General features: G+C 63.3%; 32 protein-coding genes and 1 tRNA gene. 20 read left to right on the forward strand and 13 right to left on the reverse strand.

Annotation, left to right across the window (positions count from 1 at the left end):
- Positions 1-272: 272 nt before the first annotated feature.
- Positions 273-1,268 (forward strand): amidohydrolase family protein, encoded by a 996-nt coding sequence (locus D2V07_RS15605; protein ID WP_158586861.1) that lies wholly within the window; start codon positions 273-275, stop codon positions 1,266-1,268.
- A gap of 219 nt (positions 1,269-1,487) precedes the next feature.
- A complete protein-coding gene (locus D2V07_RS15610; protein ID WP_119587848.1) occupies positions 1,488-1,763 on the forward strand; it encodes a hypothetical protein in 276 nt (91 codons plus the stop codon).
- Between the two features lie 91 nt (positions 1,764-1,854).
- Here D2V07_RS15610 and D2V07_RS15615 read toward each other — a convergent pair whose 3' ends face one another.
- A complete protein-coding gene (locus tag D2V07_RS15615; RefSeq protein WP_233548463.1) occupies positions 1,855-2,073 on the reverse strand; it encodes a hypothetical protein in 219 nt (72 codons plus the stop codon).
- 801 nt (positions 2,074-2,874) lie between these two features.
- Here D2V07_RS15615 and D2V07_RS15620 point away from each other — a divergent pair.
- The 4 genes from D2V07_RS15620 (at position 2,875) to D2V07_RS15635 (ending at position 8,462) form a co-directional block, all read left to right on the forward strand.
- Positions 2,875-4,782, forward strand: a complete 1,908-nt coding sequence (locus tag D2V07_RS15620; protein WP_233548464.1) for a ribonucleoside-diphosphate reductase subunit alpha — start codon at positions 2,875-2,877, stop codon at positions 4,780-4,782.
- A gap of 13 nt (positions 4,783-4,795) precedes the next feature.
- Positions 4,796-5,167: a hypothetical protein gene (locus D2V07_RS15625; protein ID WP_119587850.1), complete on the forward strand. Its 372-nt coding sequence runs from the start codon at positions 4,796-4,798 to the stop codon at positions 5,165-5,167.
- Positions 5,164-5,463: a hypothetical protein gene (locus D2V07_RS15630; RefSeq protein WP_233548465.1), complete on the forward strand. Its 300-nt coding sequence runs from the start codon at positions 5,164-5,166 to the stop codon at positions 5,461-5,463. The genes D2V07_RS15625 and D2V07_RS15630 overlap by 4 nt, the downstream gene beginning before the upstream one ends.
- A gap of 68 nt (positions 5,464-5,531) precedes the next feature.
- The gene (locus tag D2V07_RS15635) at positions 5,532-8,462 is read left to right on the forward strand and encodes a CHAT domain-containing tetratricopeptide repeat protein (protein WP_119587851.1); all 2,931 of its coding nucleotides are present in this window, start codon (positions 5,532-5,534) and stop codon (positions 8,460-8,462) included.
- Here D2V07_RS15635 and D2V07_RS15640 read toward each other — a convergent pair.
- The gene (locus D2V07_RS15640) at positions 8,459-9,325 is read right to left on the reverse strand and encodes an arylamine N-acetyltransferase family protein (RefSeq protein WP_119587852.1); all 867 of its coding nucleotides are present in this window, start codon (positions 9,323-9,325) and stop codon (positions 8,459-8,461) included. The two genes, D2V07_RS15635 and D2V07_RS15640, sit on opposite strands and share 4 nt — an antisense overlap.
- Before the next feature lie 167 nt (positions 9,326-9,492).
- On the opposite strand from D2V07_RS15640, the gene D2V07_RS15645 reads away from it, so the two are divergent.
- On the forward strand, positions 9,493-9,798 hold the full coding sequence (locus D2V07_RS15645; RefSeq protein WP_119587853.1) for a hypothetical protein: 306 nt from the start codon (positions 9,493-9,495) through the stop codon (positions 9,796-9,798).
- Between the two features lie 17 nt (positions 9,799-9,815).
- On the opposite strand, the gene D2V07_RS15650 is transcribed toward D2V07_RS15645, so the two are convergent.
- Both D2V07_RS15650 and D2V07_RS15655 read right to left on the reverse strand, forming a co-directional pair.
- Positions 9,816-10,097 carry a hypothetical protein gene (locus D2V07_RS15650; protein ID WP_119587854.1) on the reverse strand — a complete coding sequence of 94 codons (282 nt, stop codon included), beginning with the start codon at positions 10,095-10,097 and terminating at the stop codon, positions 9,816-9,818.
- 55 nt (positions 10,098-10,152) lie between these two features.
- Positions 10,153-10,365, reverse strand: coding sequence for a hypothetical protein (locus D2V07_RS15655; RefSeq protein WP_119587855.1), 213 nt, complete (start codon positions 10,363-10,365; stop codon positions 10,153-10,155).
- A gap of 185 nt (positions 10,366-10,550) precedes the next feature.
- Here D2V07_RS15655 and D2V07_RS15660 point away from each other — a divergent pair, with 185 nt between their 5' ends.
- Positions 10,551-11,621, forward strand: coding sequence for a ribonucleotide-diphosphate reductase subunit beta (locus D2V07_RS15660; RefSeq protein ID WP_119587856.1), 1,071 nt, complete (start codon positions 10,551-10,553; stop codon positions 11,619-11,621).
- On the opposite strand, the gene D2V07_RS15665 is transcribed toward D2V07_RS15660, so the two are convergent.
- Together D2V07_RS15665 and D2V07_RS15670 are read right to left on the reverse strand one after the other, a co-directional pair.
- On the reverse strand, positions 11,622-12,140 hold the full coding sequence (locus D2V07_RS15665; protein WP_119587857.1) for an ImmA/IrrE family metallo-endopeptidase: 519 nt from the start codon (positions 12,138-12,140) through the stop codon (positions 11,622-11,624).
- Positions 12,141-12,144: 4 nt separating this feature from the next.
- Positions 12,145-12,480, reverse strand: a complete 336-nt coding sequence (locus D2V07_RS15670) for a helix-turn-helix domain-containing protein (protein WP_158586862.1) — start codon at positions 12,478-12,480, stop codon at positions 12,145-12,147.
- A 659-nt stretch (positions 12,481-13,139) separates the two neighbouring features.
- Between D2V07_RS15670 and D2V07_RS15680 the strand changes: the two genes are divergently transcribed.
- Positions 13,140-13,550 (forward strand): hypothetical protein, encoded by a 411-nt coding sequence (locus tag D2V07_RS15680; RefSeq protein WP_119587860.1) that lies wholly within the window; start codon positions 13,140-13,142, stop codon positions 13,548-13,550.
- A gap of 76 nt (positions 13,551-13,626) precedes the next feature.
- Here D2V07_RS15680 and D2V07_RS15685 read toward each other — a convergent pair whose 3' ends face one another.
- A complete protein-coding gene (locus D2V07_RS15685; protein WP_119587907.1) occupies positions 13,627-14,271 on the reverse strand; it encodes a hypothetical protein in 645 nt (214 codons plus the stop codon).
- Between the two features lie 192 nt (positions 14,272-14,463).
- On the opposite strand from D2V07_RS15685, the gene D2V07_RS15690 reads away from it, so the two are divergent.
- The 4 genes from D2V07_RS15690 (at position 14,464) to nhaA (ending at position 17,192) form a co-directional block, all read left to right on the forward strand.
- Positions 14,464-14,739 (forward strand): hypothetical protein, encoded by a 276-nt coding sequence (locus D2V07_RS15690; RefSeq protein ID WP_119587861.1) that lies wholly within the window; start codon positions 14,464-14,466, stop codon positions 14,737-14,739.
- Positions 14,740-14,875: 136 nt separating this feature from the next.
- On the forward strand, positions 14,876-15,403 hold the full coding sequence (locus D2V07_RS15695) for a hypothetical protein (RefSeq protein ID WP_119587862.1): 528 nt from the start codon (positions 14,876-14,878) through the stop codon (positions 15,401-15,403).
- A 247-nt stretch (positions 15,404-15,650) separates the two neighbouring features.
- Positions 15,651-15,836 carry a YdcH family protein gene (locus D2V07_RS15700; RefSeq protein ID WP_119587863.1) on the forward strand — a complete coding sequence of 62 codons (186 nt, stop codon included), beginning with the start codon at positions 15,651-15,653 and terminating at the stop codon, positions 15,834-15,836.
- Positions 15,837-15,971: 135 nt separating this feature from the next.
- The gene (gene nhaA / locus D2V07_RS15705) at positions 15,972-17,192 is read left to right on the forward strand and encodes a Na+/H+ antiporter NhaA (protein WP_119587864.1); all 1,221 of its coding nucleotides are present in this window, start codon (positions 15,972-15,974) and stop codon (positions 17,190-17,192) included.
- On the opposite strand, the gene D2V07_RS18605 is transcribed toward nhaA, so the two are convergent.
- Positions 17,189-17,335 carry a hypothetical protein gene (locus D2V07_RS18605; RefSeq protein ID WP_158586863.1) on the reverse strand — a complete coding sequence of 49 codons (147 nt, stop codon included), beginning with the start codon at positions 17,333-17,335 and terminating at the stop codon, positions 17,189-17,191. The two genes, nhaA and D2V07_RS18605, sit on opposite strands and share 4 nt — an antisense overlap.
- Before the next feature lie 176 nt (positions 17,336-17,511).
- On the opposite strand from D2V07_RS18605, the gene D2V07_RS15710 reads away from it, so the two are divergent.
- On the forward strand, positions 17,512-17,799 hold the full coding sequence (locus D2V07_RS15710; RefSeq protein ID WP_147367042.1) for a hypothetical protein: 288 nt from the start codon (positions 17,512-17,514) through the stop codon (positions 17,797-17,799).
- Between the two features lie 5 nt (positions 17,800-17,804).
- Here the strand turns inward: D2V07_RS15710 and D2V07_RS15715 are convergent, their stop codons facing one another.
- A complete protein-coding gene (locus D2V07_RS15715) occupies positions 17,805-18,224 on the reverse strand; it encodes a thermonuclease family protein (protein WP_119587866.1) in 420 nt (139 codons plus the stop codon).
- Between the two features lie 88 nt (positions 18,225-18,312).
- Positions 18,313-19,086, reverse strand: a complete 774-nt coding sequence (ppk2, locus tag D2V07_RS15720; RefSeq protein ID WP_119587867.1) for a polyphosphate kinase 2 — start codon at positions 19,084-19,086, stop codon at positions 18,313-18,315.
- A gap of 82 nt (positions 19,087-19,168) precedes the next feature.
- On the opposite strand from ppk2, the gene argB reads away from it, so the two are divergent.
- The 4 genes from argB (at position 19,169) to D2V07_RS15740 (ending at position 21,870) form a co-directional block, all read left to right on the forward strand.
- Entirely contained in the window at positions 19,169-20,065 is an 897-nt protein-coding gene (argB, locus tag D2V07_RS15725) for an acetylglutamate kinase (protein ID WP_119587868.1), read from the forward strand.
- Positions 20,066-20,143: 78 nt separating this feature from the next.
- Entirely contained in the window at positions 20,144-20,422 is a 279-nt protein-coding gene (locus D2V07_RS15730) for a YggT family protein (protein WP_325049031.1), read from the forward strand.
- Between the two features lie 53 nt (positions 20,423-20,475).
- A complete protein-coding gene (locus tag D2V07_RS15735) occupies positions 20,476-21,246 on the forward strand; it encodes a hypothetical protein (protein ID WP_119587869.1) in 771 nt (256 codons plus the stop codon).
- Between the two features lie 3 nt (positions 21,247-21,249).
- On the forward strand, positions 21,250-21,870 hold the full coding sequence (locus D2V07_RS15740; protein ID WP_119587870.1) for a MarC family protein: 621 nt from the start codon (positions 21,250-21,252) through the stop codon (positions 21,868-21,870).
- Between the two features lie 284 nt (positions 21,871-22,154).
- Here D2V07_RS15740 and D2V07_RS15745 read toward each other — a convergent pair whose 3' ends face one another.
- Positions 22,155-22,766, reverse strand: coding sequence for an LON peptidase substrate-binding domain-containing protein (locus tag D2V07_RS15745; protein WP_119587871.1), 612 nt, complete (start codon positions 22,764-22,766; stop codon positions 22,155-22,157).
- Positions 22,763-23,692: a tetratricopeptide repeat protein gene (locus D2V07_RS15750; RefSeq protein ID WP_119587872.1), complete on the reverse strand. Its 930-nt coding sequence runs from the start codon at positions 23,690-23,692 to the stop codon at positions 22,763-22,765. Before D2V07_RS15750 ends, D2V07_RS15745 begins: the two co-directional genes overlap by 4 nt.
- 208 nt (positions 23,693-23,900) lie before the next feature.
- Between D2V07_RS15750 and D2V07_RS15755 the strand changes: the two genes are divergently transcribed.
- Together D2V07_RS15755 and D2V07_RS15760 are read left to right on the forward strand one after the other, a co-directional pair.
- A tRNA-Gly gene (locus tag D2V07_RS15755) sits at positions 23,901-23,975 on the forward strand.
- Between the two features lie 458 nt (positions 23,976-24,433).
- Entirely contained in the window at positions 24,434-24,703 is a 270-nt protein-coding gene (locus D2V07_RS15760) for a hypothetical protein (protein WP_119512645.1), read from the forward strand.
- 319 nt (positions 24,704-25,022) lie between these two features.
- Here D2V07_RS15760 and D2V07_RS15765 read toward each other — a convergent pair whose 3' ends face one another.
- Entirely contained in the window at positions 25,023-25,940 is a 918-nt protein-coding gene (locus D2V07_RS15765; protein ID WP_225081837.1) for a DUF1259 domain-containing protein, read from the reverse strand.
- Positions 25,941-25,955: the final 15 nt, after the last annotated feature.

Here is a 25,955-nt window from a genome sequence, read left to right on the forward strand (position 1 = left end):
GATCGGAGGCGACTGACAGCGGGCGAGGATGCGTCGCCGGATCAAGGCGCCCACGCTGGTGCTGCACCGGGAGGACGATCCGCTCATCCACATGCCCATGGCCCTGTCATCGCTGCCGCGATTCTCTGCGCAACCATCAGGACCATACCCGGGGGGGCACGATATACCGCTGGAATTGGCTGGTCTTGCGCGCTGCCGGGCGCTGATGCCATAATCGGCGGCCGTGACAGGGGGCTTCCATGCGAAAGATTGCGTCTGCGCTTACGGCTTTTTTGATAATCCTTTCTCTCGGCCCGCCTGCAGCGGCCCAGGAAAGCGAGCAGCATCGCCCCTATACCGGCCCCGTGATAGACGTGCACCTTCACGCCTTTGCTGCTGATGCCAACGGCCCTGCTCCCAACGGCATATGCGTCGGCGCTGCGGCAAACCTGCAATACACCGGACAAGAGCCGTGGCCGGTCGCCATGAGCCGCCTCTCGCTCGATCCACCTTGCGAGGATCCGATTCGCGGCCCCGCCACCGACGCAGAAGTGCTCGCACAGACTATCGCCCAGATGGAGCGCTATGATGTGACCGGCATCCTGAGCTCTACGGCGGAAGAATTCGCGACATGGTCTGCCGCCGCCTCCGATCGCTTCATGCGCGGCCTTTCGCTGAACATCCGGCGCGACGGCGACCTTTCCGCCGAGGAGGCAGCCGCCGCATACGAGCGCGGCGAGTTCATGGTGATGGCAGAAGTCACCAACCAGTATTCAGGCGTACTCGCGGACGATCCCGCGTTCGAACCTTACTGGCAGGTGGCAGCGGACAGGGGAATTCCGGTTGGTATCCATCTTGGCGTCGGGCCTCCGGGGGCGCCGATGCTCTATCCCGATTTTCGCGCCCAGTCGCCGCTGCGCATGGAAGAGGTGCTGAGCCGTCATCCCGACCTCCGGGTCTACCTGATGCATGCAGGCTTTCCCTTCGCCGACGACGTGAAGGCGCTGCTTTATCTCTATCCGCAACTTTACCTCGACACAGGGGTGCTGCAGATCGCCGCACCACGCGAGGAATACTACGCGTTTCTCGAAGAGATCGTGCGCGCCGGCTTTGGTGACCGGATCATGTTCGGATCCGACCAGATGAATTGGCCGGGCCTGATCGGCGAGGGGATCGATGCCATCAACGATGCGCCGTTCCTGACCTACGAGCAGAAAAAGGCCATCCTCTACGACAACGCTGCGCGCTTCTTCGCGCCCGAACTGGAGCCTCTCGCCGCACGCGACTGACCGCGCCGGGTGAAATGCCGGGACAGGTGGGGCGAGGTGCCGCGCCTTAGGCGGCGAACTCCGCACGCTTGGCCATTCCTGTCGCCTTCCTGTCGCGCCCGTTCATCAGCCAGACTGCCTTTTTTTTGACTTTTTTCGAAACAAGCGCGCCTGCTGCCCGTTGATTGGGTGAAGTAGAAAAGAAGACGGCGGCCCAGGTCGCCGGGAAGGAATACAATTATGAAGAAGCTGATCATCCTCGCCGCCGCGCCCGCCCTCGCACTTGGTGCCTGCGGCGAAGACAGTGCTGTCGAAGAGCGTGGTGACATGCTGGAAGAACAGGCTGACGCCATCGAGAACGTTGGTGATGACCGTGCCGGCCAGCTGGAAGAAATGGCCGACGAAGCAAATACCGACGCCCGTGAAGACATGCTCAACGAGCGTGCCGAGGAAGTCGACGACATCGGTGACGACGCTGCTGAAGCGATGAACGAGCGCGCCGACGAAATGGAATAAACCGGCTAGACCCGGATCCGACCGCAAGGTTGGTTGCAGGAAGGCCTCCGCAGCAGTGCGGGGGCCTTTCGCGTTTCCGGCCCCCGGCCCGTCAGTCCATCATCAGGATGATGAAGAACGACAGCGCCGTGCCACCAAGGAACAGGCCCCAGCTCCAGTACAGGCGGAAATCCAGTCCCCAGTCCGCATATTGCACGTCGAACGGGAAGATATGCAGCATTCCGCCGCTGGTCCCGCCAGAGCCCATGAACAAGGCCACGAGTAGCGTCAGGAAAATCCCGAAGGGTATCGCCTTGAACATTGCGATCATCGTTTGCGCTCCGTGTACGTCTTTCTATGCGTGAGTGGCCGCCAACGGCAGCCAGACATGACAGAGCGCCGCCATAGCAGGGCATGGTTACCACCGTCTTATCGCGCCAGATGGAAAAGCCCGTAACGCGCCGCGGGGCGATCCACGGCAGGCCTGCGGCAGCAATATTGCGCGCGCCGATTCGATTGATTCGCGTTGCCGCACCTGGCGAGCTTTTTTTCCGCAGTTTGGTTTTTCCTCTTGCACAGCGCGGGAGTCGAGGAACATCCACGCGTCGCACCGTGTTGCTGGCGCCAGACACCGGACCGACAGCCGTGTCTGCGCGGTAAATCGGGCTTAACCCTCTTGCGCCCGAGTCCCACCTGATTCACAACAGGTGGTGGTCGGCTTGCCGGGACGACCTACTAGACCTAGATTTACAGGACAGCGCGATACGCTTCGCGCAACAGGTCCGACAATCGTTCTGGTAGGCACGGATGGCACGCACGGCCGGTGCGGCGGGGGATAAGTAATCGCCCGCCGATGCATGTGAGCAAAGTCGCTGGCAGCGTGCCCGCTTCGATTCGCTCACATTGCGGGATCAAGGCGCGGCGCGTGGGCACCCGGATGGTGTTCGTGCGTCCCACGACATTAGGGGCTAAGGGTCAGATGGAATTTCGGAACGGAGACAACGCAGCGATGGGTCTGGACGAACACACTGCCGGTGCGGCCGAAGCCAGGCCCGCCCGAACCGATACCTCGGCTACCAAATCACCTAGCAATTCATCAGGAACGAAGAGTTCCGACGAGAAAGCAGTAAGCATGGAAAAGACGGACAAGGGCAGCGAAGACCTCGTGAGTGAGGCGGCCGCCGAAGCGCTGGCACAGGCGGCGAAAACCGCGCTGAAGCCGCAGAGCGATTCGAAGACGGTGAATCCGCGCCGGTTCACGATAGAGACCGATTCCTCCCGCGACGCGAACCTCACCGATTTCGGCAAGGAAACGCTGAACGATCGCTACCTGCTGCCGAACGAGACCTATCAGGACCTGTTCGCCCGCGTGGCCGATGCCTATGCGGACGATCAGGAGCATGCGCAGCGCCTGTACGACTACATCTCCAACCTGTGGTTCATGCCCGCAACGCCCGTCCTGTCGAACGGCGGCACCGGGCGTGGCCTGCCGATCTCGTGCTACCTCAATTCCGTTTCGGACAGCCTCGACGGTATCGTGGGCACCTGGAACGAGAACGTGTGGCTGGCTTCCAAGGGCGGCGGCATCGGCACCTACTGGGGCAACGTGCGCGGCATTGGCGAGCCTGTTGGCCTCAACGGCAAGACCAGCGGCATCATCCCCTTCGTGCGGGTGATGGACAGCCTGACGCTGGCGATTTCGCAGGGCTCGCTGCGCCGTGGTTCGGCCGCCTGCTACATCGACGTGCACCACCCGGAAATCGAGGAGTTCCTCGAAATCCGCAAACCCTCGGGCGACTTCAACCGCAAGGCGCTGAACCTGCACCACGGCGTGTTGCTGACCGACGAATTCATGGAAGCGGTGCGTGCGGGCGAGAAGTTCGATCTCAAGTCGCCCAAGGATGGCTCCGTGCGCGGGCAGGTGGATGCGCGCTCGCTGTTCCAGAAGCTGGTCGAAACCCGCCTTGCCACGGGTGAGCCCTACATCGTGTTCTCCGACACGGTGAACCGCATGATGCCAAAGCACCACCGCGACCTGGGCCTGAAGGTGTCCACCTCCAACCTGTGCAGCGAAATCACCCTGCCGACCGGCGTCGATCACCTCGGCAACGATCGCACGGCGGTGTGCTGCCTCTCTTCGCTCAACCTGGAAAAGTGGGAAGAATGGAACGGCGACAAGACCTTCATCGAGGACGTGATGCGCTTCCTCGACAACGTGCTGCAGGACTATATCGACCGCGCGCCCGAAGAGATGGCACGCGCCAAGTATTCGGCCATGCGCGAACGCAGCGTCGGCATGGGCGTGATGGGCTTCCACTCCTTCCTGCAGGCCAAGGGTATCGGTTTCGAAAGCCCGATGGCCAAGGTGTGGAACCTGAAGATGTTCAAGCACATCAATGCCAAGGCGAACGAGGCGAGCATGATGCTGGCCAAGGAACGCGGGCCCTGCCCCGATGCCGAGGAAATGGGCGCGATGGAGCGCTTCAGCTGCAAGATGGCCATCGCGCCGACCGCGTCGATCTCCATCATCTGCGGCGGCACCAGCGCCTGTATCGAGCCGATCCCGGCCAACATCTACACACACAAGACGCTGTCGGGCAGCTTCGTGGTGAAGAACCCGTACCTGGAAAAGCTGCTCGACAAGAAGAGCAAGAACTCCACCGCGATCTGGAACTCGATCCTGGAAAAGGGCGGCTCCGTCCAGCACCTCGACTTCCTGACGCCGGAGGAAAAGGCGACGTTCAAGACCAGCTTCGAGATCGACCAGCGCTGGCTGCTCGAATTCGCCGCCGACCGGGCGCCGTTCATCGATCAGGCGCAGTCGCTCAACCTCTTCATCCCGGCGGACGTCGACAAGTGGGACCTTGCCATGCTGCACTTCCAGGCGTGGGAGAAGGGTATCAAGTCGCTCTACTACCTGCGTTCGAAGAGCGTGCAGCGCGCAGGCTTCGCCGGCGGCGTGGAAGCGGACAACACGGGCGAACCGGCCAAGTACGAACTGCCGACGACCGACTACGACGAGTGTCTTGCGTGTCAGTAAAAGGGGTGCTGCCATGGGCTGGATGCCGATCTTTGCCGGTTCCCTCGCCTTTGGCGTAACAAACCTGTTGCTGGTCGTATCGCTTTACCGCCCGGTCGGCGATCTGCCCGGCACTGGCATGGCCGTCCTCCATCCGCTCTTTGGCTTCGCGGTCTACGTCTTGCTCGCCGTTCTTCTGTTCGACTGGACGGCGCGGAAGATGGGCAATGCATGGCAGGCTGCGCTGGCGCTGGGTCTAGCGCAATTCCTGCTGGTCAACGTCGATCTTGTCCTGCGCGGGGAGCGGGCGGTGCTAACCGCCGCGATGAGTACGATCGTGATGGTCGTCAGCTGGACTGCGCTGGCCGCCGCCTGGAACATGGCGTCAAAGAAGACAAGATCGTGATTCTGTCTACCGCACGCCTGGCGCGGGTTCTTCCTGCTCTCGCCCTGGCAACGCTCCTCTCTGCCTGCGCCAGCCAGATCGACGCGGGCGTCGTTCCAGAGGGCGCGGGGCCGGGCTTCTGGTGGGGCCTGTGGCACGGGTTCGTCTTCCCCTTCGCCTTCGTCGGTTCACTCTTCAACAACGAGATCGCCGTCTACGCCGTGCCCAATTCGGGCGGGTGGTACGATTTCGGTTTCTTCCTCGGCATCACCGTGCTGGGCGGGGGCAGTGTCTTCGGATCGAAGAAACGCAAGTAATTCCTCTTTATTTTCTCTCGCGGCTGGATAATCTACATTTCGGGTAGAGGGTTCTTCGGGGGAATTTCATGACGCGCTATTTGGCGGCAACGCGCGCCGGGCTGATGCTGGCGGCAGCGATGCTTGCTGCGCCCGCTTTGGCGCAGGAGGATGCGGCAGAAGCGCCCCCCGAAGCCGCGCCGCCTGCCGATGCCCCGCTGGCAGAACGCATCCAGTACTGGGCCGATGCGGACCGCGATGGCGATCCTGCGGCAGCGCTGGCAGCGCTGATGGCCTTACAGACCGAAGTCGAGGCCGACCCCTCCGCCGTGTCTGCGCGCCAGCGTGGCGAGCTTCTGGCGATGATCGGCGTTGCCCACTACGCCCAGCAGCAGATGGACGATGCCGCGCTGTGGTTCGACCGCGCCGAGGCTGCTTATGCCGAGGATGGCAACGCACCCGACAAGGTGGCGGAAATGGCGATCAACCGCGCCGTGCTGATGCGCCGCGCGAACCGGCTGGGCGAGGCGGAGGAAGCCGCCCGTCTTGCGCTTGCCATCCGGCAGGATCTGTATGACGAGCCGCACGAGGAAGTGGCTTCCGCGCTCGGCACGCTGGGCAACGTGCTCTATTCCTCCGGACGGTACGAGGAGTCGCTGGACCTGATGCGGCAGGCGCTGGACGAGCAGCGCGCTGCCGGGCCGGACGATGCCTTCGAGATCATCAAGCGCCTCGACAGCCTGGCCTCGCTGCTGGACGAGACCGGCCGCGATACCGAAGCGCTGCGCGTGGCGCGCGAATCCGAAGCGCTCGCCCGCGCTCACCTGGGGCGCGACCATGCGTGGTACGGCTATGTCCTCAACACGCTGGGACAGGTGCTGCTGGACCTCACGCTTTATGGCGAGGCGATACCGGTCATCCGGGAAACGCTGGACGTGCGCCGCCAGCAGCTGGGGCCGGAGCATCCCTATACCGCTGCCTCGCAAATGGTCCTCGCCGTGGCGCTGGAGGAAACCGGGCACCTGCGCGAAGCAAGCGCGCTGTCGGGCGCGGCGACGGAAATTCTCGAGCAGCACCGGGATCTGATGGACCCCAACACGCTGGCAGGCTTCCTGCGGACGCGGGCGCGGCTGGCGGCCTCGCTGGGCGAGTGGGACCTTTACGCCCAGCGCATTGCCGATGCGGAACCGGTGCTGGCCGAGATGCTGGATTCGCAAAATCCCGCGCTGGCGATTTTCCATATCGATCACGCCTACCAGCTCTACCGCCGCGGCGAGACGGACGCCGCCCGCGAATTGGCGGAGCGCTGGGTGCCTATCCTCGCCCAGAAGCTGATCCCTGCCAATAACGATCGCGTCTTTGGCGAGTTGCTGCTTGCGCGCCTGCGCCAACTGGACGGTGATGCCGCGTCACAGGGCGACGCGCTGTGGCAAACGGTCGATCCGGTCGCGGCCCAGCTTGTGGCCAAGCTTTCCGATGTACGCGCCGCAGACCGCGATATTGCGCGGCAGGCAAGCGCGAATTCGGCAGCCATGCTGCTGTACCTCGAAACCGCGCTGGATGCGGGTGACGAGGATCGTGCCTTTGGCGCTGTGCAGATCCTCACCCTGTCGGAACTCGCGCTCACCCAGGGCCGCGCGACCGATGAGCGCGGCGGAGGGGAAAGCGAGGCTTTCGCCCTCCATCGCCAACTGGTCGATACCAACCGGCGGCTGCGGCTGGTGGAGCGGCGTATCGCGCTGGAGCTGTCGGCAGACAGCGAGGAAGGCGCGGCCGAAGCGCTCGACGCCCAGCGCGCGCAGCTGGACGCGCTGGCCGGGGAACTGCTGGCAACCCTCGTCGCCGATCATCCCGACTTCATCGCCCGTATCCGGCCGCAGCCCATCTCTCTCGAACGGCTGCGCCAGTCGCTGGGGGAGGGCGAACTGGTCACCATTCCGGTGGAGACAACGTTCGGCAGCTGGGTGGTGCAGGTCGATGGCCGTGGCATGGTGTGGACTTCGGTCGACGGCGAAAGCCTGCGCGCCAACGTGGCCGCGCTGCGCGACGCGGTCGCTCCCGACAGCGACCTCGGCGCTTTTCCGGCAGAGGCCGCTCACGCGCTTTTCAAACAGCTGTTTCCCAGTGGGCTGGGCGATCACCGGCAGGTATTCCTCTACGGCGGCCAGTCGCTGGCGAGCTTGCCGCTGGCGATGCTGCTGACCGGGGAGGCGCGCGGCGACCTTGCCGGGGCACCATGGCTGGTGCGCGATGCTGCCTCGCAGGTCATCGGCAATCTTGCCGTGTTCGCAGCAGGGCGGGCGCAGGGGCCGCTTCGTGCCGGGGACATCTCGACCTTTGCCGGAATCGGCGGCGCGGAACTGCCGGGTGAGGCTGGAGGCGAAGTGCAGCTTGCCGGTCTGTTCCGCTCTGGCCGACCGGCGGCAGACAGCATTGCGGACCTGCCCCCGCTCGTCACCGCCGATGCCGAATTGCAGGCCCTGGCCGATGCCCTTCCCGGCGACGACGTGCTGCTTGTGGGCAGCGATGCAGCGGAAGAAAACTTCAAGCGGGCCGACCTTTCCGGGGCGCGCGTGATCGCCTTTGCCACCCATGGCCTGGTTGCAGGAGAGCTACGCAACCTGTGGGAGCCCGCGCTGCTGCTGGGCACCTTGGACAAGGACAGCGGCGAAGACGGGCTGCTGGGCGCGAGCGAGATTGCCCGGCTCAAGCTGGACGCAGACTGGGTTATCCTGTCCGCCTGCAACACCGCCGCCGGTGCCGATGGCGGCGCGCCGGTCTATTCCGGCCTGGCGACGGCCTTTGCCCAGGCCGGTGCGCGCAGCCTGATGCTGAGCCACTGGCGCGTGCGCGACGATGTCGCCTCCGTGCTGAGCGTGGAGACGGTGCGCGGCGCGGCCAGCGGCCTGTCACGGGCAGAGGCCTTGCGCCAGGCGCAACTGGCGCTGATGTCTCGTCCCGACATTGCCGACGCCGCGCACCCGGCAATCTGGGCACCGTTCGTGATCCTGGAGAACTAGAACAGCGCGAGGCGGCCTATCTCTGCGCTGTCCAGCGAAAGGCCGAACCGTTCTTGCAGAACCGCGGCGTATTGCGCAGGCGTTTCCAGCGTCAGGCGCTCGGCGTCGTGCCCCATGCGCCACACGGTCAGCTTGCGGTCCACAAGGCTGGTGAACCCATCGGGCAGGCACAGGCTGATTACGGTCGCATTGGTGAAACGCGAGGTTGGATGGGTGGCGGCCCAGTGGTTGCCCAGCGCGAGGTCGGCATCGGCCACTTGCGCGGTGTCGAAAGCGAATTGCGGCTCCCACGCATCGTCGCTGGCCGCGCGGCCATCGGTGGCGAGGCGCGGTCCCTTGCGTTCCAACAGCCAACTGCCCGGCAGATCGCCATCGCTGCCGATGCGGGTGAGGCGATGCTCCGCCCCGTCGCCGGACATCGCCCGGGCACCATCGGCCAGCAGCATGGGCGGCGCATAGGCGCCGCCAAAGCCCGCATCGGCGATCCATTGCTCGCCCGCAAAATCTACCAGCACCAGGCAGTGGGTACGCGGGGTAGGTGCAGGCGGACTGCCCAGCAGCACGCGCGCCAGCAGCAGGCGATTGGCGAAACCCAGCGCGGACAGCATGTCGGCCAGCAAGCGGTTGTGTTCAAAGCAGTATCCGCCCCGCTTGGCGGTGACCAGCTTGGCAAAGGCACTGGACGTATCGCAGGCAATGCCGCGTCCCAGACGGACATCCAGGTTCTCGAACGGGATCGAGCGTCGGTGCGCGGCCTGCACCATGGCGAGGCCTGCCGGACCGGTCTCTGGCGGTTCGGACAGGCCGATGCGGGCGAGGTAGGCCGACTTCTGCGGTTCGGAAGGCTTCTGCTGGGTGGACATGAACACGCCATAGGGCAGCCGCGCGTGCGCGACAATTTGCCTCTTGTCCCGGGTGCGCGTCTGCGTGCAAGCCCCTGAAAGGTCTGATGTTCTGCAAATGAGATCCGCAATATATCCGGGCGCGCGGTAAGGTGATGCTAACCAATTGCGCCCTATAGGCTGCAACCATGAAACAGCGCGGCAACAACCGGTATCCGACGCACTACGGCTACGGCGAAATCAAGGTTTCGCGGTATTTCGTGCTGTACCTATCGCAGATTGCGTGGGTCTTACTGGGGGTATACCTCTATTCCGGCGCATACTGGCCAAGCACCTGCATGCCGGAAAACCTGCTGGAAATTTATGCCTGCTCCATGCGCCTGCCCGAAGATGGCGGAGGCTGGCGCGAAGCTGCGCTGCTCACATGGCTGTGGGCAACGCCGATCCTCGTAATGCTGGAAATTTCACGCCGCTGGGGCCAGTCGAAGGACTGAGCGAGGTAGCGCCGCGCTCAGTCCGCGTCGTCGTCCAGCTTTTCCTCGCGCTTTTTCGAGGCATCGCCGTATCCGCGATCTTCCGCGTCCTGCGCGCCCGTGCCAAGCCCCTGATCGGACTGCTGCGCAGCCTGCTGGCGTCGCTCTTCCGTATCCTTGGGGCGTGCCTGATTTTCCATCTGCGCACCCGCCTGCTTCGCCTCGGTCATGACGGCCGGTGCGGGCGTTTGCTGGATCTTCTGGTTCTGCACGGGCGGCGTGGTGCCCGAATAACGGTCGTTTCCGGTCTGCTGGTTCATGGGGGCGTTCTTTCTGAATGAGGGGCGGTGGATGTGGGGGGTATCCCCACAAGCCCTAGCCGCTGGTGCGTTCTGCGGGATCGTACTGCGACTGGCGCGCGGCATCGTCGCGCTCGGTCTTGGTGGCTTTCTTCTCCTCGGCCTTTTCGCGGGCAATGGCCTCGCGGCGGACTTCGTCCTCCTTGGGACCGGTGCGCTCGGCGCTGCCGGGTTCGTTGCCTTGCTTCAATGTGACATCGCGGGAATCGCGGGGTTCGTACTCGCCCATGGCGGGCCTCCTGGTGTAAAGTGCGTTCACGTAATCAACACCCACGCCAGCCCTTGCGTTCCGCGCCCCGCCGCCCGCCAGCCGCCGGTTACCGGATTTATCCACGACACAAAGGTCAGGCTTGCTATCGAATCGGGTTAATGATTCCCTATGTAGGACATTCGCACACAAGCCGGAGATACCAGATGTCGTTGCTCGAAGCCCGCAAGACCTACAAGCCGTTTGAATATCCGTGGGCATACGAGTTCTGGAAGCGGCAGCAGCAGGTCCACTGGATGCCCGAGGAAGTGCCGCTGGGCGAGGACTGCCGCGACTGGGCGCAGAACCTGACCGAGCACGAGCGCAACCTGCTGACGCAGATCTTCCGCTTCTTCACCCAGGCCGACGTGGAAGTGCAGGATTGCTACCACGAGAAATACGGCCGCGTGTTCAAGCCGACCGAGGTGAAGATGATGCTGGCCGCGTTCAGCAACATGGAAACGGTGCACATCGCCGCCTATTCCCACCTGCTCGACACCATCGGCATGCCCGAAAGCGAATATGGCATGTTCCTCGAATACGAAGAGATGAAGGCCAAGCACGACTACCTGCAGGAATTCGGCGTCGACAACGACGAGGATATTGCCCGCACGCTGGCCATGTTCGGCGGCTTTACCGAAGGGCTGCAGCTGTTCGCCAGCTTCGCCATGCTGATGAACTTCCCGCGCTTCAACAAGATGAAGGGCATGGGGCAGATCGTCAGCTGGTCCGTGCGCGACGAATCGCTGCACTGCGAAGGCATCACCCGCCTGTTCCACGCCTTCTGCGCGGAGCGGGACTGCCTGACCAAGTCCGTGAAGGAAGACATCATGGACATGTGCCAGAAGACGGTGCGCCTGGAAGACGCCTTCATCGACCTTGCATTCGAGCAGGGCCCCGTGCCCGGCATGACGGCGAAGGAAATCAAGAAGTACATCCGCTACATCGCCGACTGGCGCCTGTCGCAGCTGGGCCTGCCCGCCATCTACATGGTGGACGACCACCCGCTGCCCTGGCTCGCCCCGCTGCTGAACGGCGTGGAGCACGCCAACTTCTTCGAAACCCGCGCGACGGAATATTCCAAGGGCGCGACCAAGGGCAACTGGCAGGACGTGTGGTCCAGCTTCGACAAGCGCCAGAAAGCCAAGGCCGCAAACGAGGAAGACGCAGCGGACGAAGGTCCGGACATGTTCGGTGAAACGAGCGGCGGCGGTGCCGGGAGCGTTGCGGCGGAGTAACTAGCGGCCGTACACGTTCTGAATTCTGTAGCCAATTGCTGCTGTGCTCACGCCAAACTTGGCTGCCAGTTCAATTAGCTGCGAATCATCCTGCAAATCGAAATCGGGGCCCACAAACTGCCGAAGTTGCTTTTTCGGCATCAATAGCTCGGCCGCAAAGTGATTTGCTTCGATCTCGTAAGGCCTCGTTCCGCTCGCGGCATGTAGGTCTCGACGAAAAATAGCCTTATCGACATGCACACCCTTTTCGAGCAGCGGTAAATGAAGCTGATGATGTGCGAGTTCGTGCGCTATTGTAAATCTTTGCCTGTTCGGATGATGTAGAGAATTTACAACGATCGCTTTCACCCCGTCCTTCAAGAAGGCCATTCCTGAGAGATCGTCATCGAGGGGGGTGAGTTTAACCGTGCATCCAGCGGCGCGAGCCAATGCGCGCACAGGGACCCGCGCTTCCGAGATCGTGTGAGTCGAAAGCAGCTTCAATGCAGCTCGCTCAGCCCTTTTTTTGTCGGGTGTCACGACTTCAATCTTCGCCTAAACTGTCGAAAATATCTGCCACTTGTTTCTGTTGCCTCACACTAAGTCTAGATCCTGTGGTTTCGACCTTGGAACTTTGCGTTGCATTTTGCGGTACCCAAAAATTAGCAGGCAACAGCGCCTCAATTGAGTGCGCGCCGAGGGCGTTTGCTATTTCCACCAATTGATGGACGTGAACGCTCTGCCGTCCGGTTTCAACGTTCGCCAAACGCGTCCGGGGCACACCAATCCGATCAGCCAATTGAGTTTGCGTAAGGCCCTTGGCCCTTCTCCTCTCTGCGAGGATTGACCCCAACTGCTTATAGAACTGCTCTGCTTCCACAGGCTTGGCAGATATGCCTCATAGCGACATCTGTCAATCTCGTGCCACTGTGCACACCATGCACACTTGTGTGTCAGGAGTTGACCATGTTGGATTCCTATGGCCTAGTGCTCTCGCCTCGATTCGGAGGCAGATCAAAAAAGAGGTCACGAAATGAAGAAGCCTGGAAGTAATACCGGTCGCGACGGAGGCATTTTCCAAGAGGTCGGTCCGCGAGGGGGTCGCTACGACAACTACACCACGGTTCGCGACAACGAACGGATGCCTCCGACGTCCCAGCCGGGTCGCGGATGGGTTCCGGTTCGCCGCACCCCCGATAGTTCACGCTAGGAGTGCGAGATGCCGAATTATATTGTAAACAAGAACGCACAATCGAACGGCGATCATGAGGTGCATAATGCCACCTCGGGCTGCAATTGGATGCCCGCCAAGATCAATCAGAAGGATCTGGGCTGGCATTCAAACTGCCACGGGGCTGTTTCGGGAGCGAAAAAGACCTATCCGCAGTCCAACGGATGTTACCATTGCTGCAACGCTTGCCACACTGGCTAACTTGAGGGCGGCTAGGAGAGGGGCCGCTCTCATAACTTTCGCCGATCAGGATTTTCGTACTCACAGAGCTATTTCCTACGCGCCCTTGCTCGTCGCAGCCTTTTGCAATGTCAAAGTGCCGCTTCAAGACCCGCCGCCGCATCCCGGCTTTTCATCCCGTCCCCGTTACCCCGCGCCGCGATGGGTGGACGCCTGAGCGGCAGGCAATGTTCATCGGTTATCTCGCGCAGACCCGGTGCGTCACCATGGCGGCAGCCATGGTAGGCAAGGATAAGACCAGCGCCTATCGCCTTCGTAAGCGCGCCGGTGCGGAAGGGTTCGCGGCGGCGTGGGACGTGGCGCCAGGGAAAGCGAAGCAGAGCGTCACGCTTGCCTCTGCGAAGTCCACGGGTCTGTCTGCCGGATATCGCTTCCGCGCAGGGCTTGCACAAGTCGTGATGTATCGCGGCAAATACCGCGCAACCAACTGGAAAACTGACGATAATGCGCTAGTTCAGCTCGTCGCGCAGCTATCGTGAACGGGCGGGATCGATGATTAGGCGGGGGTTCGGCCAGCCGCGTTACAGATGCGAAGGGCGTTCCACGTTCCGCCCCTCACCACCCCCACGCAGGCGGCGGCGTGTCCACCGGGTCGTTTGCGTCGAACTCCACCCGGAACAGGCGGGTCGGGTCGTTGCGGCGGGTGAGCTGGTAGGCGAACATGGCGCCGGGCGCGTCGGCCGGGCTGACTTCCACGCGCCAGACGTTGGTGAGCGACACGTCCAGTCCCTCGCGCTCGAACATCGCGATCGAATAGGCGTCGACGGGGAAATCCTGCACGCGCGCGGTTCCGGCGGACAGGGTGTCGCCGCCGTACTGCGTCACCGCGTCCTCGCTGCCGTCTTCGTGGCGGTGGTCGTGCTTCAGGCGCAGGCCATCGGCGTTGCGCGTGATCAGCCAGGTGCGGCTGCGGTCCCACCCGCCCGGCGCGCCTGCGTCCTCGACATGGAAGGCAATCGCCACGCGGTTGTCGCTGCACTGCGCCCAGTGGGCCAGCATCTGGCGGCCTTCGAAATCCTCGTCCCGCTCGTCCGAACTGGCAAGCCCGCCTGCGTAGGTGTTGCCGCAGTGGCTGGTCAGGTTGTCCCAGAACGCTTCTTGCGTGGCGGGCAGGGCGGGCGGCTCGTCCATGCTGGCGCAGGCGGAAAGCAGGACGGTGGCGAGTGCTCCCGGGGCGAGGCGGTTTATGGCTGGGTGCATGGGCGCATCCTGCCCCAGCGGGCCCGCATGCGCCACACCTTTCCCGCGCTCGGCGGATTGCGAGGGCGCGATCCTGCCCAGTGCGTACAATTTGACCGGACGCCGATGCGGCAGAAGGCTTGCCATTGCCGCCCGCGCGGTCACTATGGCGTGGCCCACAGGGTCGCCCGGTACAGGAAAGGAGACACGACCATGACTGACACTTCACTTGCCCGCACCATCCTTGCCACCCTCTCGCTATCGGCGGCGCTGGCGCTGTCCGCCTGCGGCGGGGCCGAGGAGGAGGACGCGCCCGAGCAGATGTCCGAGCGGCCGCTCGACACGCCGGACCTTTCGGGCGGGGAGCTGATCGCCGTCGATCCGGAGGCTGACAGCGTGCCGGTCGACCTGCCGCAGACGCAGATGACCAACGCCAGCGAGGAAGAGATCGAGGCAGCAGCAGCAGAGGAAAGCGCGGCGCAGGAATAGGCCTGCGGCAGGGGCGGGCCTATATTCGCCTCACCGGGGAACTTTCGCGGCGGCCATCCGCTTGGAGGCCCACAGGGCCACGATCTTTCGCGCACCATGCGTCAGGCGCTTTGGCTCCAATCCGAGAGGCCTCTTCATGGCCCTATTCTCCGCAGACAAGAAATCCCTGCCGGCATGGCTTCCGTGGCTGCTGGCCGCCGCCGGTATCATCGCCGCGTTCTGGATCGTCATGGCGCTGACCGCCGATCCCGATCCCGACGCCGCCCGCTATGACGGCACGGCCAATTCCGGCCGCAACCCCGGTTACAGCGATGCCGCCACGGGTGAAGGGGGCACGACGCCCAACGGCCCGGTGGCCATCTACGGCTCCGCAGGGCTGCGCAGCCTTGGCAGCATGACCGGGCGCGAGGTGGAACTGTCGGACGTACCGGTGAACGAGGTGGTGGGCGATATCGGCTTCACCGTCGGCCGCGGCACGAACGAGACGCTGGTGATCGTCGATAGCGACTACGCACAGGGCACCGCGATCGAGGGCGGCGCCAATGTCAGCGTGACCGGCATGGTCCAGGCCTTTCCGGGAGACCTGCCGGCCGACATCAGTGAACAGGTCGATGCGGACAATCCGGCCATGATCGTCGCCAGCGCCGTCACCCCGGCGGGCTAGGCGGGCAAGTCAGCGCTTTGTGGGCGATTGTGTGCAATTTTCCTTGAAACCAAACGCGACGATCATCATTATGAATATTGCGGACCGGGCCCCTCTGGCGCGCGCTCTCATTTGGCGCTCGTGATGTCGGACCGCATCGGACAGCCGGTGCGTGTTTGACGGGGCCTCTTCCCCCTCCCCACAGACCCCGGCAAAAAACGATACCGGCCGTCCGATCCTACCAACTCCCTGTTTAAGGAGACGAAGGATGACGGCCCGTTTTTACAAACTCACCGAGCTTCATGCGAGGCTGGACGACGCGGTGCGACGCGAGATCAATCGCCGCGCCCCCGACCAGTTCAAGGTCATGGCCTTGAAGCGACGCAAGCTGCGCGTGCGCGATCTGCTTGCCCGCCTCTCTCCCCAAAGCCGCAGACGACCCAGCGGCGCCTGAGAGAAAGGTGAGCAAGGCGAGGGGCGGGCGGGGCATTCACGTCCCTTCCTCTTCCCCGAACCGAAACGTCCGATCGGGGAATGCCCCGCCTTGCCTCTCGCACCCCTTTGAATACCTGATGGAAGTACCCACTCGATGATTGCCAGAGCCATTGCCAAGCCCGTTACGCAAGTGATCGCACCTGCCATGCGCGACTTCCTGCAGAAGGAAAGCGCGGGCGGCATCACCCTGATCGTCGCTGCGGCACTGGCTCTGGTGATTGCGAATTCGCCGTTCGCCGCAAGCTACTTCGCCCTGCTGGACGTGCCGGTGGTGGCGGGCATAGGCGACGGCGTGATCGACAAGCCCCTGCTGCTGTGGATCAACGACGGGCTGATGGCGGTGTTCTTCTTCCTCGTCGGACTGGAGGTCAAGCGGGAGGCGCTGGTGGGCCAGCTCAACTCCTGGAACAAGGCCTCGCTCCCGCTGATGGCAGCCATCGGCGGCATGGCGCTGCCCGCCGCGATCTATCTTGGCATCAATTCAGGTTCGCCAGAGAACCTGGGCGGCTGGGCGATCCCGGCGGCGACCGATATTGCCTTTGCGCTGGGCATCCTCACCCTGCTCGGCCCGCGCGTGCCGGTGGCGCTGAAGGCGCTGCTGCTGGCCATTGCGGTGATCGACGATATCGGCGCAATCACAATTATCGCGCTGTTCTATACCGCCGAAACCAGCGTGGGCATGCTGATCGGCGCTGCCATTACGCTGGCGGTGCTGGCAATGTTCGGGCGCGGCAAGGTGGCTTCGTCCATCCCCTACGTACTGCTGGGTGTGGTGCTGTGGGTCTTTGTGCTGAAGTCCGGGGTCCACGCCACGCTGGCGGGCGTTGCAGCCGCCATGTGCGTGCCGATTGCCGGGCGCAACGGCGAGGCCCCGCTGGAGCGGATGGAGCACGCGCTGCACCCCTATGTCGCTTTCCTGGTGATCCCGGTGTTCGGCTTTGCCAACGCCGGTGTCTCGCTGTCGGGCGTGGGACTCGACACGCTGTTCTCGCCGCTGCCGCTGGGCATCGCTGCAGGGCTGGTGATCGGCAAGCAGATCGGCATCGTGGGCTTTGCCTGGGCCGCGGTGAAGGCCGGGTTCGCCACCCTGCCCGAAGGGGTGAACTGGCGCCAGATCCACGCGCTGTCGCTGCTGGCGGCCATCGGCTTCACCATGAGCCTGTTCATCGGCAACCTCGCCTTTGCCGATCCGGCACAGGTGGATGCGGTGAAGATCGGCGTGCTGTCGGGTTCGCTGGTGGCGGCGATCGCAGGATACCTGATGCTGCGCGCTACCCTGCCGCAGCCTGCCGAAGCGGAGCCGCAACCGGGTTAGATGCGCGGATGGCTCCGGCGGTCTTCGCCGCTGCGACGCTCGCCCGCGCGGCGGTCGGGAAAATCAATGGGGACCTGCTGCTTGCGGCGACCGCTCCCCTTGCGGCGATCCCCGTCGTTCACTTTGATGTCACTGGCGGCCATGTCCGCCTCCCTTTGCTGGCCGGACACAATACCCGGACAATTACCTAGTGTCTGACAGCTAACGCTTTTAAATTCGTTAACCCTGTCTGCGCCTCCATTTGTGGGACTTGGCGAAATTCGGAACATTGCGGCGGTGCTCCGGGTTGAAACCGGAGAAGACACGGAGAACCAACGACATGTCCGAACCCGGCAACAACAACCGCAACCTGTGGTTTCTCGTCATCGCTCTGCTGGCGGTGGTAGCCATCATCTTCGTCCTGAACCCCACCCGCGGGGATGACGAGGCTCAGATCGAGGCCGCAGTCGACGAGGCCCAGATCGACCGCGATGATACGCTACAGGATTATCCCGTGGAAGCCGAGCCCTACACCCAGGGTGAGGATGGCGATGTCACGCTGGACATTCCCGAAAGCGAAGAGACGGGCGTACTCGATCCTGACATGGAAGGTGTGACCACCGAGTAGGTGCGCTAGGCGCACCAGTCCCTGGCACTCCCGCTGCGGCGGGCCAGGCCGCGCTCGGCCATGGTGTCGGCCAGCGCCTCGCCCCCGCGGCGAATGGCGCGGAGCTCGCGGCCATAATCATCGCGCGGTGGATTTGTGCCGCCATCCATCTCAAACCTGCCCAGGTTTAGCCAGGCGGCGAGTTCATCACGCGCAACGCGGGCCAGCCGGCGCTCTGCATCGCAGGCACCGTCCATTTCCGGCGCATCGAAACCGGTCAGCCGGATGCGCCGGTCGCCGATACGCAGCGTGTCCCCGTCCACGACGCAGGCGGGCGACGAACCCTGTCCGCACACGCTGAACTGTCGCTCTACCGCGTCCCATTCGCCGGTGCCCCAGTCGAAATGGCGTGCGAGGATGTAGGCGCCGAAAAGCAGCGCCAGCACGGGTACCCAGCGCCAGCGTTGCCATGCCGCGCGCCAGCGGCGACGGCGCTGCCAGGCGGCATCGAAACGCGGGGCCTTTGCCAGCGGTTCAGTCCTCCAGCGGGAACGGCGCGATGGGCTGGAGCAGCCTGAATTCCTCCTCCAGCGGGGCGTGGCCTAGTTCGGGCCAATCCAGCTCTTCATGCGGCACGCGGGTGTCGGGCAAGCGGTCCAGCAGGTCGCGAATCAGGGTGAGGCGGCCGTGCTTTTGGTCGTTGTAATCGACCACCGTCCACGGCGCGTGCTCCGTATGGGTGGCAGCGAACATGGCCTCCCGCGCGGCGGAATACTCGGCAAACTTGGTGCGGCTGGCGACATCGATGGGGGAGAGCTTCCAGCGTTTCAACGGGTCTTCCAGCCGTTCGGCAAAGCGCTCCTCCTGCGCCTCCTGACTGGCTGACAGCCAGTATTTGAACAGGCGAATGCCGTCGTCCACCAGCAGCTTTTCGAACACCGGCGTCTCGCGCAGGAACTTGTCCACCTGCTGCTCGCTCGCGAAACCCATCACCTTTTCCACGCCGGCCCGGTTGTACCAGCTGCGGTCGAACAGCACGATCTCTCCTGCCGATGGCAGGTGCGGGACGTAGCGCTGGAAATACCACTGCGTGCGTTCGGCATCGCTCGGCTTGGGCAGGGCAACCACGCGGCACTGGCGCGGGCTGATACGCTCGCTGATGGCCTTGATCGTGCCGCCCTTGCCCGCCGTGTCACGCCCTTCGAACAGCACGACGATGCGCTCCCCCGTGGCCCTGGCCCAGTGCGCCATGGCGACAAGTTCAAGTTCCAGCGGCTCCAGCAGGTCTTCGTATTGCTTGCGTTTCATGAGGCCATCTCTTCCACCATGCAGCCTCGCTAGCAAGCCGCTATTGGCGGGAAGGGCGCGCGCGGCTAAGCGATTCGCCGACATGACCAATTCGACAAACGACAGGATGCTGGCCAAGGCCGAGACCCTTATCGAGGCGCTGCCCTATTTCCAGCGGTACGCCGGGCGCAGCTTCGTGGTGAAATACGGCGGCCATGCCATGGGCGACCCTGAGGCGGCGCAGGATTTTGCCGAGGATATCGTCCTGCTGAAGGCGGTCGGCATCAACCCGGTGGTGGTCCACGGCGGTGGCCCGCAGATCGGCGCCATGCTCAAGAAGCTGGGCGTGGAAAGCCGTTTTGTCGACGGGCTGCGCGTGACCGACAAGGAAACCGCGACGATTGCCGAAATGGTGCTGTCTGGCGCGATCAACAAGGAACTGGTCGGCTGGATAACCCAGGCAGGTGGCAAGGCCATCGGCATCTCCGGCAAGGACGGTAAAATGGTGGTGGCCGAAAAGGTCAGCCGCACGGTGAAGGACCCGGACAGCCAGATCGAGCAGGCGGTGGACCTGGGGTTCGTGGGGGAGCCCAAAGAGGTCGATACCACCATCCTCGAAACCGCCAGCAAGGCCGGGATGATCCCCATCATTGCCCCCATCGCCAGCGACGCGCAGGGCCACACCTACAACATCAATGCCGATACCATGGCGGGCGCGATCGCATCGGCGCTGGGCGCGGCGCGGCTGTTCCTGCTGACTGATGTTGCGGGCGTGCTGGACAAGGACGGCACGTTGATGACCGACCTGAAGCCTGTCGACATCGCCCGGATGCGCGCGGACGGCACCATCAGCGGGGGCATGATCCCCAAGCTGGAAACCTGCGTTCATGCGGTGGAAGGCGGGTGCGAGGCGGCCGTGGTGCTGGACGGGCGCGTGCCCCATGCCATGCTGCTGGAATTCTTCACTAGCCGCGGCGCAGGCACGCTGATCAGCGCCTGACCACCCACTTGACCTGCGCTTGACGCGTATTACCTCGGTGATACACTTTCCTGAAACGCTTATACTGCGGAGAATTTCGTGCTCGCCCTGATCCAGATTTTGTCGATGATTGCCCAGGCCATCGTGTTCCTGGTCATCATCCAGTTCATTATCGGGCTGCTGTTCTCCTTTAACGTGATCAGCCCGCGCAACGATTTCCTCGTGCAGGTCTACAACTCGATCAACTCGCTGCTCGATCCGCTGCTGAAGCCGATCCGCCGCCTGTTGCCCGATACCGGGGCAATCGATTTCTCGCCGCTGGTGCTGATCCTGGCGCTGAATGCGGTGATCTATATCCTCGCCGACATCGCGATTTAATCCGGGCGACCTGACCCTTTGACAAACCGGCGGGGCAAGAGCAGGGCGCGAACATGATTTCGCGCGCCACCATCGCTCTAGCCGTCTTTGCCACGCTGGCCGCGTGCACCAGTCCGCAGCAGCAGCGGATGAACCGGGAGTCGCGCGCGGCGGAGCGATTCCTCGAGCGACAGGGCAGCGTGGGCGATCCCGGCCGGGTCGCTGCCGCCGACTTCGCCTTTGCCAAGATGGCGCGCGAGGAAGGCCAGTGGACGGCCTTTCGCGAGTACGCCGCCGACGATGCAGTGATCCACGGACAGAACGGCCTGATCCCCGCGCAGCCGTGGCTGGCGAGCATGGAAGATCCCGAAGAGGCCGTGGCCTGGGCGCCCAACGCCGTCTGGTCGAGCTGCGACGGCACGCTGGCGGCGACCTTTGGCCGCTTCATCGAGCCGGAAGGCATGGTGGGCAGCTACGTTTCCATCTGGGAACTGCAGCGCGACAACAGCTACAGGTACACTTACGACCTCGGCGCGCCCGACGATCCGCAGCCCGCACCACGGCCCGAGGAAGACATTCCGGAAGGCGCGATCGTGGTGCCCGGGCTGGCCTCGATCGAGGGCCGGGTGGCCGATTGTGCGCAGGCCGTACCGCTGTCGCCCGACGTTACCGTACCTGCAGGCACTGCGTCCGACACGACACGCTCCGCCGATGGCACGCTGGAATGGACATGGCTGCACGGGGCCGACGGCACGCGCACTGTCGTGGTGAACTGGCTGCGCGACGGGGATTGGCAGGAAGCCGTTCGCTTGGTTGCGCCCGCCGGGTCGCAGGTGGGGGAATAGGCCATGGAACAGCTTTTTCTCTCCGCCTTCATCACCCTGTTCGTGGTGATCGATCCGCCCGGCTGCGCGCCGATCTATGCGGGCCTCACCAAGGGCGCGACCACCGCAGAGCGCCGGATCATGGCGATCCGCGCCTCGATCATCGCTTTCGTGATCCTGCTGGTGTTCGCGCTGTTCGGGCAGGACCTGCTGTCCGCGCTGCATATCGAGCTGGACAGTTTCCGCATCGCGGGCGGGCTGATGCTGTTCTGGATCGCGTGGGAAATGGTGTTCGAGAAACGCACCCAGCGCCGCGAGGAGCGCGCCGAACGCGCCGCGCGCGAACATGTGGAGGATGTCTCCGTCTTCCCCATGGCCATGCCCATGCTGGCAGGCCCCGGCGCGATTGCCGCGATCATGCTGCTGATGAACGAGGCCGTTGGGCTGGAACAGTCGCTGGTCGTGATGGGCGCGCTGGTATCGGTGCTGCTGATCACCATGATCGCGCTGATCGCGGCAGGCCCGCTGATCAAGCTGCTGGGAGAGCGCGTCGAGGCCGTCATCACCCGCCTGCTGGGTGTGCTGCTGGCGGCACTGGCGGCGCAGTACGTGATCGACGGGCTGCGGGGTAGCTTCGGGGTATAGTTCCCTCGGCGGTGGACCAAGGGGCCGCGGGATTGTTTGTTTTGCGAAAGCGCCTCCGCGCTTTCGTCCTCGGTGCTGTTCGCTCCGCTTCGCTGCGCGGCACCTGCGGGCGGCCGTTCGGCCTTGCGGTCCGCTAGTCGTGGACCGAGCCAGTCCTGTCCCTCTCGTCCAGCGCACGATACGGTCGCGCCAGCGACCGCAAGCGCGAATGCGCGCCCGCAGCGGGCGCAGCTTGCTGCGCATCTAGCGAGGACGAAGCCGCGGAGGCGGCTTCGAAAAACAAATTACTGAAGAGTCACATGCTCGTCGTCCGGGTCGCCCCGGCCGAAGAACTCCATCAGTTGCACCAGCAGGTCGCACCGCTCGCGAAGGTTGGGCGCTTCCAGCAGCGCCTGCTTGGCGGCGGCGTCGAACGGGGCGATCTGACTGACTCCGTTGATCAGGGAGACATCGTCCAGCCGGGCGACCGAATCCCAGTCGATGGCATAGCCCTGGCTGTCGGCAAACTTGCGCGCTTCGTGCTCGAAGCTGGCACGCTCGCCCAGCGAGAGGTATTCCTCGGTCGGCTCCTCGATCATTTCGGCTTCGACCTGGCGGAACGGCGTCGTCACTTCCAGTTCGCGCAGCACGCGGAAACGGGTGAGGCCCGTCAGCACGATATTGTACCGTCCGTCCTCGCTGGTCTCGACATCCTCGATCTTGCCCACGCAGCCGACGTCGTACAGCGGCGCGCTTTCCATGGAATCCTGCGGCTGGATCATGCCGATTCGCCGGTCTCGCGCCAGCGCGTCGCCCACCATGGCGCGGTATCGCGGCTCGAAGATGTGCAGCGGCAGCTGCAGGCCGGGAAACAGGATCGCGCCGGTCAGCGGGAAGATGGAGAGCTTGCCCTTCATCCGAACAGGATCAACGACAGCTTGCGGCGCTGGGTCGAAACCCACGGGTCTTCCATGCCAACCGCCTCGAATATCTTGAGCAGCTTTTCCTTGGCGGCCTCGTTGCCTTCCTCGCCGCCTCCCTGGATGGAGCGCAGCAGCACTTCGGCAGCCTCGTCGCGCTCGCCGGCGGCGAAGGCGGCCTCGGCAAAGGCGATTTGCGCTTCGGTATCGGCAGGGCGTTCGGCCGCGGCCTTGCGCAGGTTATCCAGCTCTGCGGTGTCGACCTGGGTGCCCGCCAGTTCCAGCGCGGAATGGCCCTGCTGCACCAGCGGATCGTCTTTCATTTCCTGCGGCAGCGCGTCGTAGGCCTGCTGTGCCGCCTCGGTCTGGCCGGCGGCCACCAGCGCGCGGATCAGGCCGGACTGCACTTCGGCCTTGTCGGGCGCCATCTGCGCCAGCTGCATGAAAACGGACGCCGCACGTTCGGCATCGCCATCGGCCAGCACCTGCTCGCCCATGGCCACAAGCTGGTCGAGGTCGGGGGCCTGCTGGCCTTGCTGCTGCCCATCCTGGCCATCGGCGGCTCCGGCCTGTACCGGCACCTGCTGCAGGATCTGGTCAAGCGCCTGCTTCAGCTGCGATTCGCTGCGCATGGGCGTGAGGTCCGCCACCGGCTGCCCCTGGAACATCGCATAGACGGTGGGGATCGACTGCACCTGGAACTGGCTGGCGATGAACTTCTGTTCGTCGACGTTGATCTTGGCGAGGATCACGCCCTTGTCGGCATATTCGGCGCAAACTTTTTCCAGCACCGGGGTCAGCGCCTTGCACGGCCCGCACCACTCGGCCCAAAAGTCGAGCACGACCAGCTTGGTCTGGCTGGGATCGACCACGTCCTTGCGGAATTGTTCGACTGCCTTTTGCTCTTCGATGCTGAGGCCCATGCTTGCCAAGTGTCTGCTCCTGCTTTGCGCTATTCGTGTGATGTCACAATGTGGCGCTTCTATGCCGAATGTGAAGGGGAAAGAGGGGCCGCGATCCAATAGGTGCAAGCTTTCTGATTGCGCGGCAATTTTGCCCTTGCGGGGTTCGAGACTCGCTGCTAACTGCGCCGCTCCCCACCCGGACACGAGCCGGGAATGGCGCCAGTGAGCGGGCGTAGCTCAGGGGTAGAGCACAACCTTGCCAAGGTTGGGGTCGGGCGTTCGAATCGCCTCGCCCGCTCCATTTTTCTTTAGAAAATTGAACCGCTTAAGCGGATCGCAAGTTGGCGAATTCTGCTTCCCCGCTCTGTCGGTTGCTCCGAGGAAGCGCGGGGGAAGCACAAATCGGAGTTTCGTGGCGCACTCTGGCGTTTGCATTGCGACACACTGAACCTCCCGATTCCAAGGTGCAAGGATTGGTTTGGCGTGTGTCCAGCTTGGAGTGCGATCAGTGAAGGTGTCCAATCTGATTGCCCAATTCGCTTGTAATTTGAAGCGGCGGAATTTGGGCCGTTTCCGGAATGTCGGCTGTGAAGCTCCGGACAGGGCAAAGCTGACGGTCCGTTGGGTTTCTGCCTCGGCCAGTAGCCTCTCTTATTTTACACCAGACATGCCCCGCCACATTGCCGGCAAAATTCGCCGGTCATTTGTGCGGCGTCGATGCGATTTACACGGATGCCCTTCTGCAATATCCAGCAGTATATGAGCAAACGCGACCCTAACCTTGTCACTTCCGGCCTATCGGGTAGCCAATCGAAAGATGGGGTTTCTGTCGAGGTGAACATTTTTCGTCTGGAGGACGAAGGTCAATGGACCCTCGAAGTCGTCAATGAGAAGGGTACCTCGATCGTTTGGGATGACCAGTTCGCAGATGATGACGCGGCATTCAGGGCGTTCGAGCAGGTAGTCGCTGATGAAGGTATGGCGACCTTTCTTGATAGCGCCAATGTCATCCCATTTCCCGGCCAGTGAAAGTGACCAGAATTCCCGTGAACCAATCCGACGTATGAATCGTCTGACCGGCTTGGTTTCGGGCGCCGGTAGTTTAGCTGCCATATCGTGGCGAGTTCTGGGCCGCTTCGAGACAGTCTGGTTTCGGGAGCTTTCCTAAGAAAACGGACAATCCGGTCGCGATTCAAATCGCGGCGCCGTGTCCCATCCACATCGCATTCAAAGACAAGCCCACCAGCTAGCGACATAACTCACGTTCCCTGCCATTTCGAAGACAATGCCTGTCGCAATGAGGTGCAAGCGATCGCTGCCTTACTGATTTTTATCGGAATGGTTGCGCCTATCCGGTTTCGGCCTGTGCGTTACGGGCAGCAGCAATCGCCGCTGCAAGCTCTTTTGCTGGACCCACTCCCCAGTAGTGGAGGAAGTAAAACATCGGTTCACCGCCGATCATGTGGTTATGCAATGCTACGATATGGATATCCCGCTCGCGCAGTGCGCGGAGCACGGGCTGGACTTCGTCCTCGGTCATGATGAAGTCACCATCCACGGCGGCAAGGTCGTTGGTGCCCGAGAACGCCGCCCAGGTCGTAAGCCCCATCGAACCACCGATCTCAACGCCGTGCATGCGGCCTTGGCGAGCGAAGGTGTATTTCACGACACCATCGGCGATGCTTGGCTCGGTGCCCAAGATTTCGCTCAGCGCCAGGGCTTCGATCGTGCCGTTTGCATCCGGCGTCATGCCACCGAAACTGCGCTGCGGCGTCGGCGAGGCGGCGCGCACTTCCTTGATGGCATCCCAGACGGCTTTTACACCCGCTGCCATCTTGGCGGTTTCCCCATGCCCGCCGATATGCATAAAATAGACCGGCGGATCGTCGAATATGAAATGATTGTGCAGCGCGGTGACGGTCAACCCGTTGGCGAGGGCAGCGTCCATCGCGGCTGTTATCTCATCCTCGAATACGACCGTGTCGCCCATGACCATCACTCCGCCATCGACGGGTTTGAAGGCAGCCCATGAGCCGAGACCTGCCGGGGGATCGAGGCGCATGCCGTCGACCATCACCGGCACGTCGGCGCGCGTCCAACCGATGCGTGCGACCCCATCGTCGGTCATGGTGACCTCCGAGTGCGATGCCTCGAAAATCAGTGCCTCGAGATTGCCGAGATTATCCTGCGCGTGAAGAGCCGCCGACATCGCTGATAGCGATAGAGCCAAGCCGCCGACGAACAATGTTCTGCGTAATTGCTTCATCTTAGTTCTCCTTGG

It is taken from the genome of Aurantiacibacter zhengii (genome assembly GCF_003584125.1).
Taxonomy (GTDB): domain Bacteria; phylum Pseudomonadota; class Alphaproteobacteria; order Sphingomonadales; family Sphingomonadaceae; genus Alteraurantiacibacter; species Alteraurantiacibacter zhengii.

Coding starts and splice junctions, on each gene's coding strand:
- ppk2 (WP_119587867.1), bottom strand. CDS start 19,086: ATGAAACGCAAGCAATACGAAGACCTGCTGGAGCCGCTGGAACTTGAA.
- argB (WP_119587868.1), top strand. CDS start 19,169: ATGACCAATTCGACAAACGACAGGATGCTGGCCAAGGCCGAGACCCTT.
- D2V07_RS15620 (WP_233548464.1), top strand. CDS start 2,875: ATGGAAAAGACGGACAAGGGCAGCGAAGACCTCGTGAGTGAGGCGGCC.
- D2V07_RS15610 (WP_119587848.1), top strand. CDS start 1,488: ATGAAGAAGCTGATCATCCTCGCCGCCGCGCCCGCCCTCGCACTTGGT.
- D2V07_RS15640 (WP_119587852.1), bottom strand. CDS start 9,325: ATGTCCACCCAGCAGAAGCCTTCCGAACCGCAGAAGTCGGCCTACCTC.
- nhaA (WP_119587864.1), top strand. CDS start 15,972: ATGATTGCCAGAGCCATTGCCAAGCCCGTTACGCAAGTGATCGCACCT.
- D2V07_RS15685 (WP_119587907.1), bottom strand. CDS start 14,271: ATGCACCCAGCCATAAACCGCCTCGCCCCGGGAGCACTCGCCACCGTC.
- D2V07_RS15660 (WP_119587856.1), top strand. CDS start 10,551: ATGTCGTTGCTCGAAGCCCGCAAGACCTACAAGCCGTTTGAATATCCG.
- D2V07_RS15645 (WP_119587853.1), top strand. CDS start 9,493: ATGAAACAGCGCGGCAACAACCGGTATCCGACGCACTACGGCTACGGC.
- D2V07_RS15625 (WP_119587850.1), top strand. CDS start 4,796: ATGGGCTGGATGCCGATCTTTGCCGGTTCCCTCGCCTTTGGCGTAACA.
- D2V07_RS15695 (WP_119587862.1), top strand. CDS start 14,876: ATGGCCCTATTCTCCGCAGACAAGAAATCCCTGCCGGCATGGCTTCCG.
- D2V07_RS15745 (WP_119587871.1), bottom strand. CDS start 22,766: ATGAAGGGCAAGCTCTCCATCTTCCCGCTGACCGGCGCGATCCTGTTT.
- D2V07_RS15710 (WP_147367042.1), top strand. CDS start 17,512: ATGTCCGAACCCGGCAACAACAACCGCAACCTGTGGTTTCTCGTCATC.
- D2V07_RS15615 (WP_233548463.1), bottom strand. CDS start 2,073: ATGATCGCAATGTTCAAGGCGATACCCTTCGGGATTTTCCTGACGCTA.
- D2V07_RS15740 (WP_119587870.1), top strand. CDS start 21,250: ATGGAACAGCTTTTTCTCTCCGCCTTCATCACCCTGTTCGTGGTGATC.
- D2V07_RS15650 (WP_119587854.1), bottom strand. CDS start 10,097: ATGAACCAGCAGACCGGAAACGACCGTTATTCGGGCACCACGCCGCCC.
- D2V07_RS15735 (WP_119587869.1), top strand. CDS start 20,476: ATGATTTCGCGCGCCACCATCGCTCTAGCCGTCTTTGCCACGCTGGCC.
- D2V07_RS15635 (WP_119587851.1), top strand. CDS start 5,532: ATGACGCGCTATTTGGCGGCAACGCGCGCCGGGCTGATGCTGGCGGCA.
- D2V07_RS15680 (WP_119587860.1), top strand. CDS start 13,140: ATGTCAAAGTGCCGCTTCAAGACCCGCCGCCGCATCCCGGCTTTTCAT.
- D2V07_RS15690 (WP_119587861.1), top strand. CDS start 14,464: ATGACTGACACTTCACTTGCCCGCACCATCCTTGCCACCCTCTCGCTA.
- D2V07_RS18605 (WP_158586863.1), bottom strand. CDS start 17,335: ATGGCCGCCAGTGACATCAAAGTGAACGACGGGGATCGCCGCAAGGGG.
- D2V07_RS15700 (WP_119587863.1), top strand. CDS start 15,651: ATGACGGCCCGTTTTTACAAACTCACCGAGCTTCATGCGAGGCTGGAC.
- D2V07_RS15765 (WP_225081837.1), bottom strand. CDS start 25,940: ATGAAGCAATTACGCAGAACATTGTTCGTCGGCGGCTTGGCTCTATCG.
- D2V07_RS15760 (WP_119512645.1), top strand. CDS start 24,434: ATGAGCAAACGCGACCCTAACCTTGTCACTTCCGGCCTATCGGGTAGC.
- D2V07_RS15655 (WP_119587855.1), bottom strand. CDS start 10,365: ATGGGCGAGTACGAACCCCGCGATTCCCGCGATGTCACATTGAAGCAA.
- D2V07_RS15750 (WP_119587872.1), bottom strand. CDS start 23,692: ATGGGCCTCAGCATCGAAGAGCAAAAGGCAGTCGAACAATTCCGCAAG.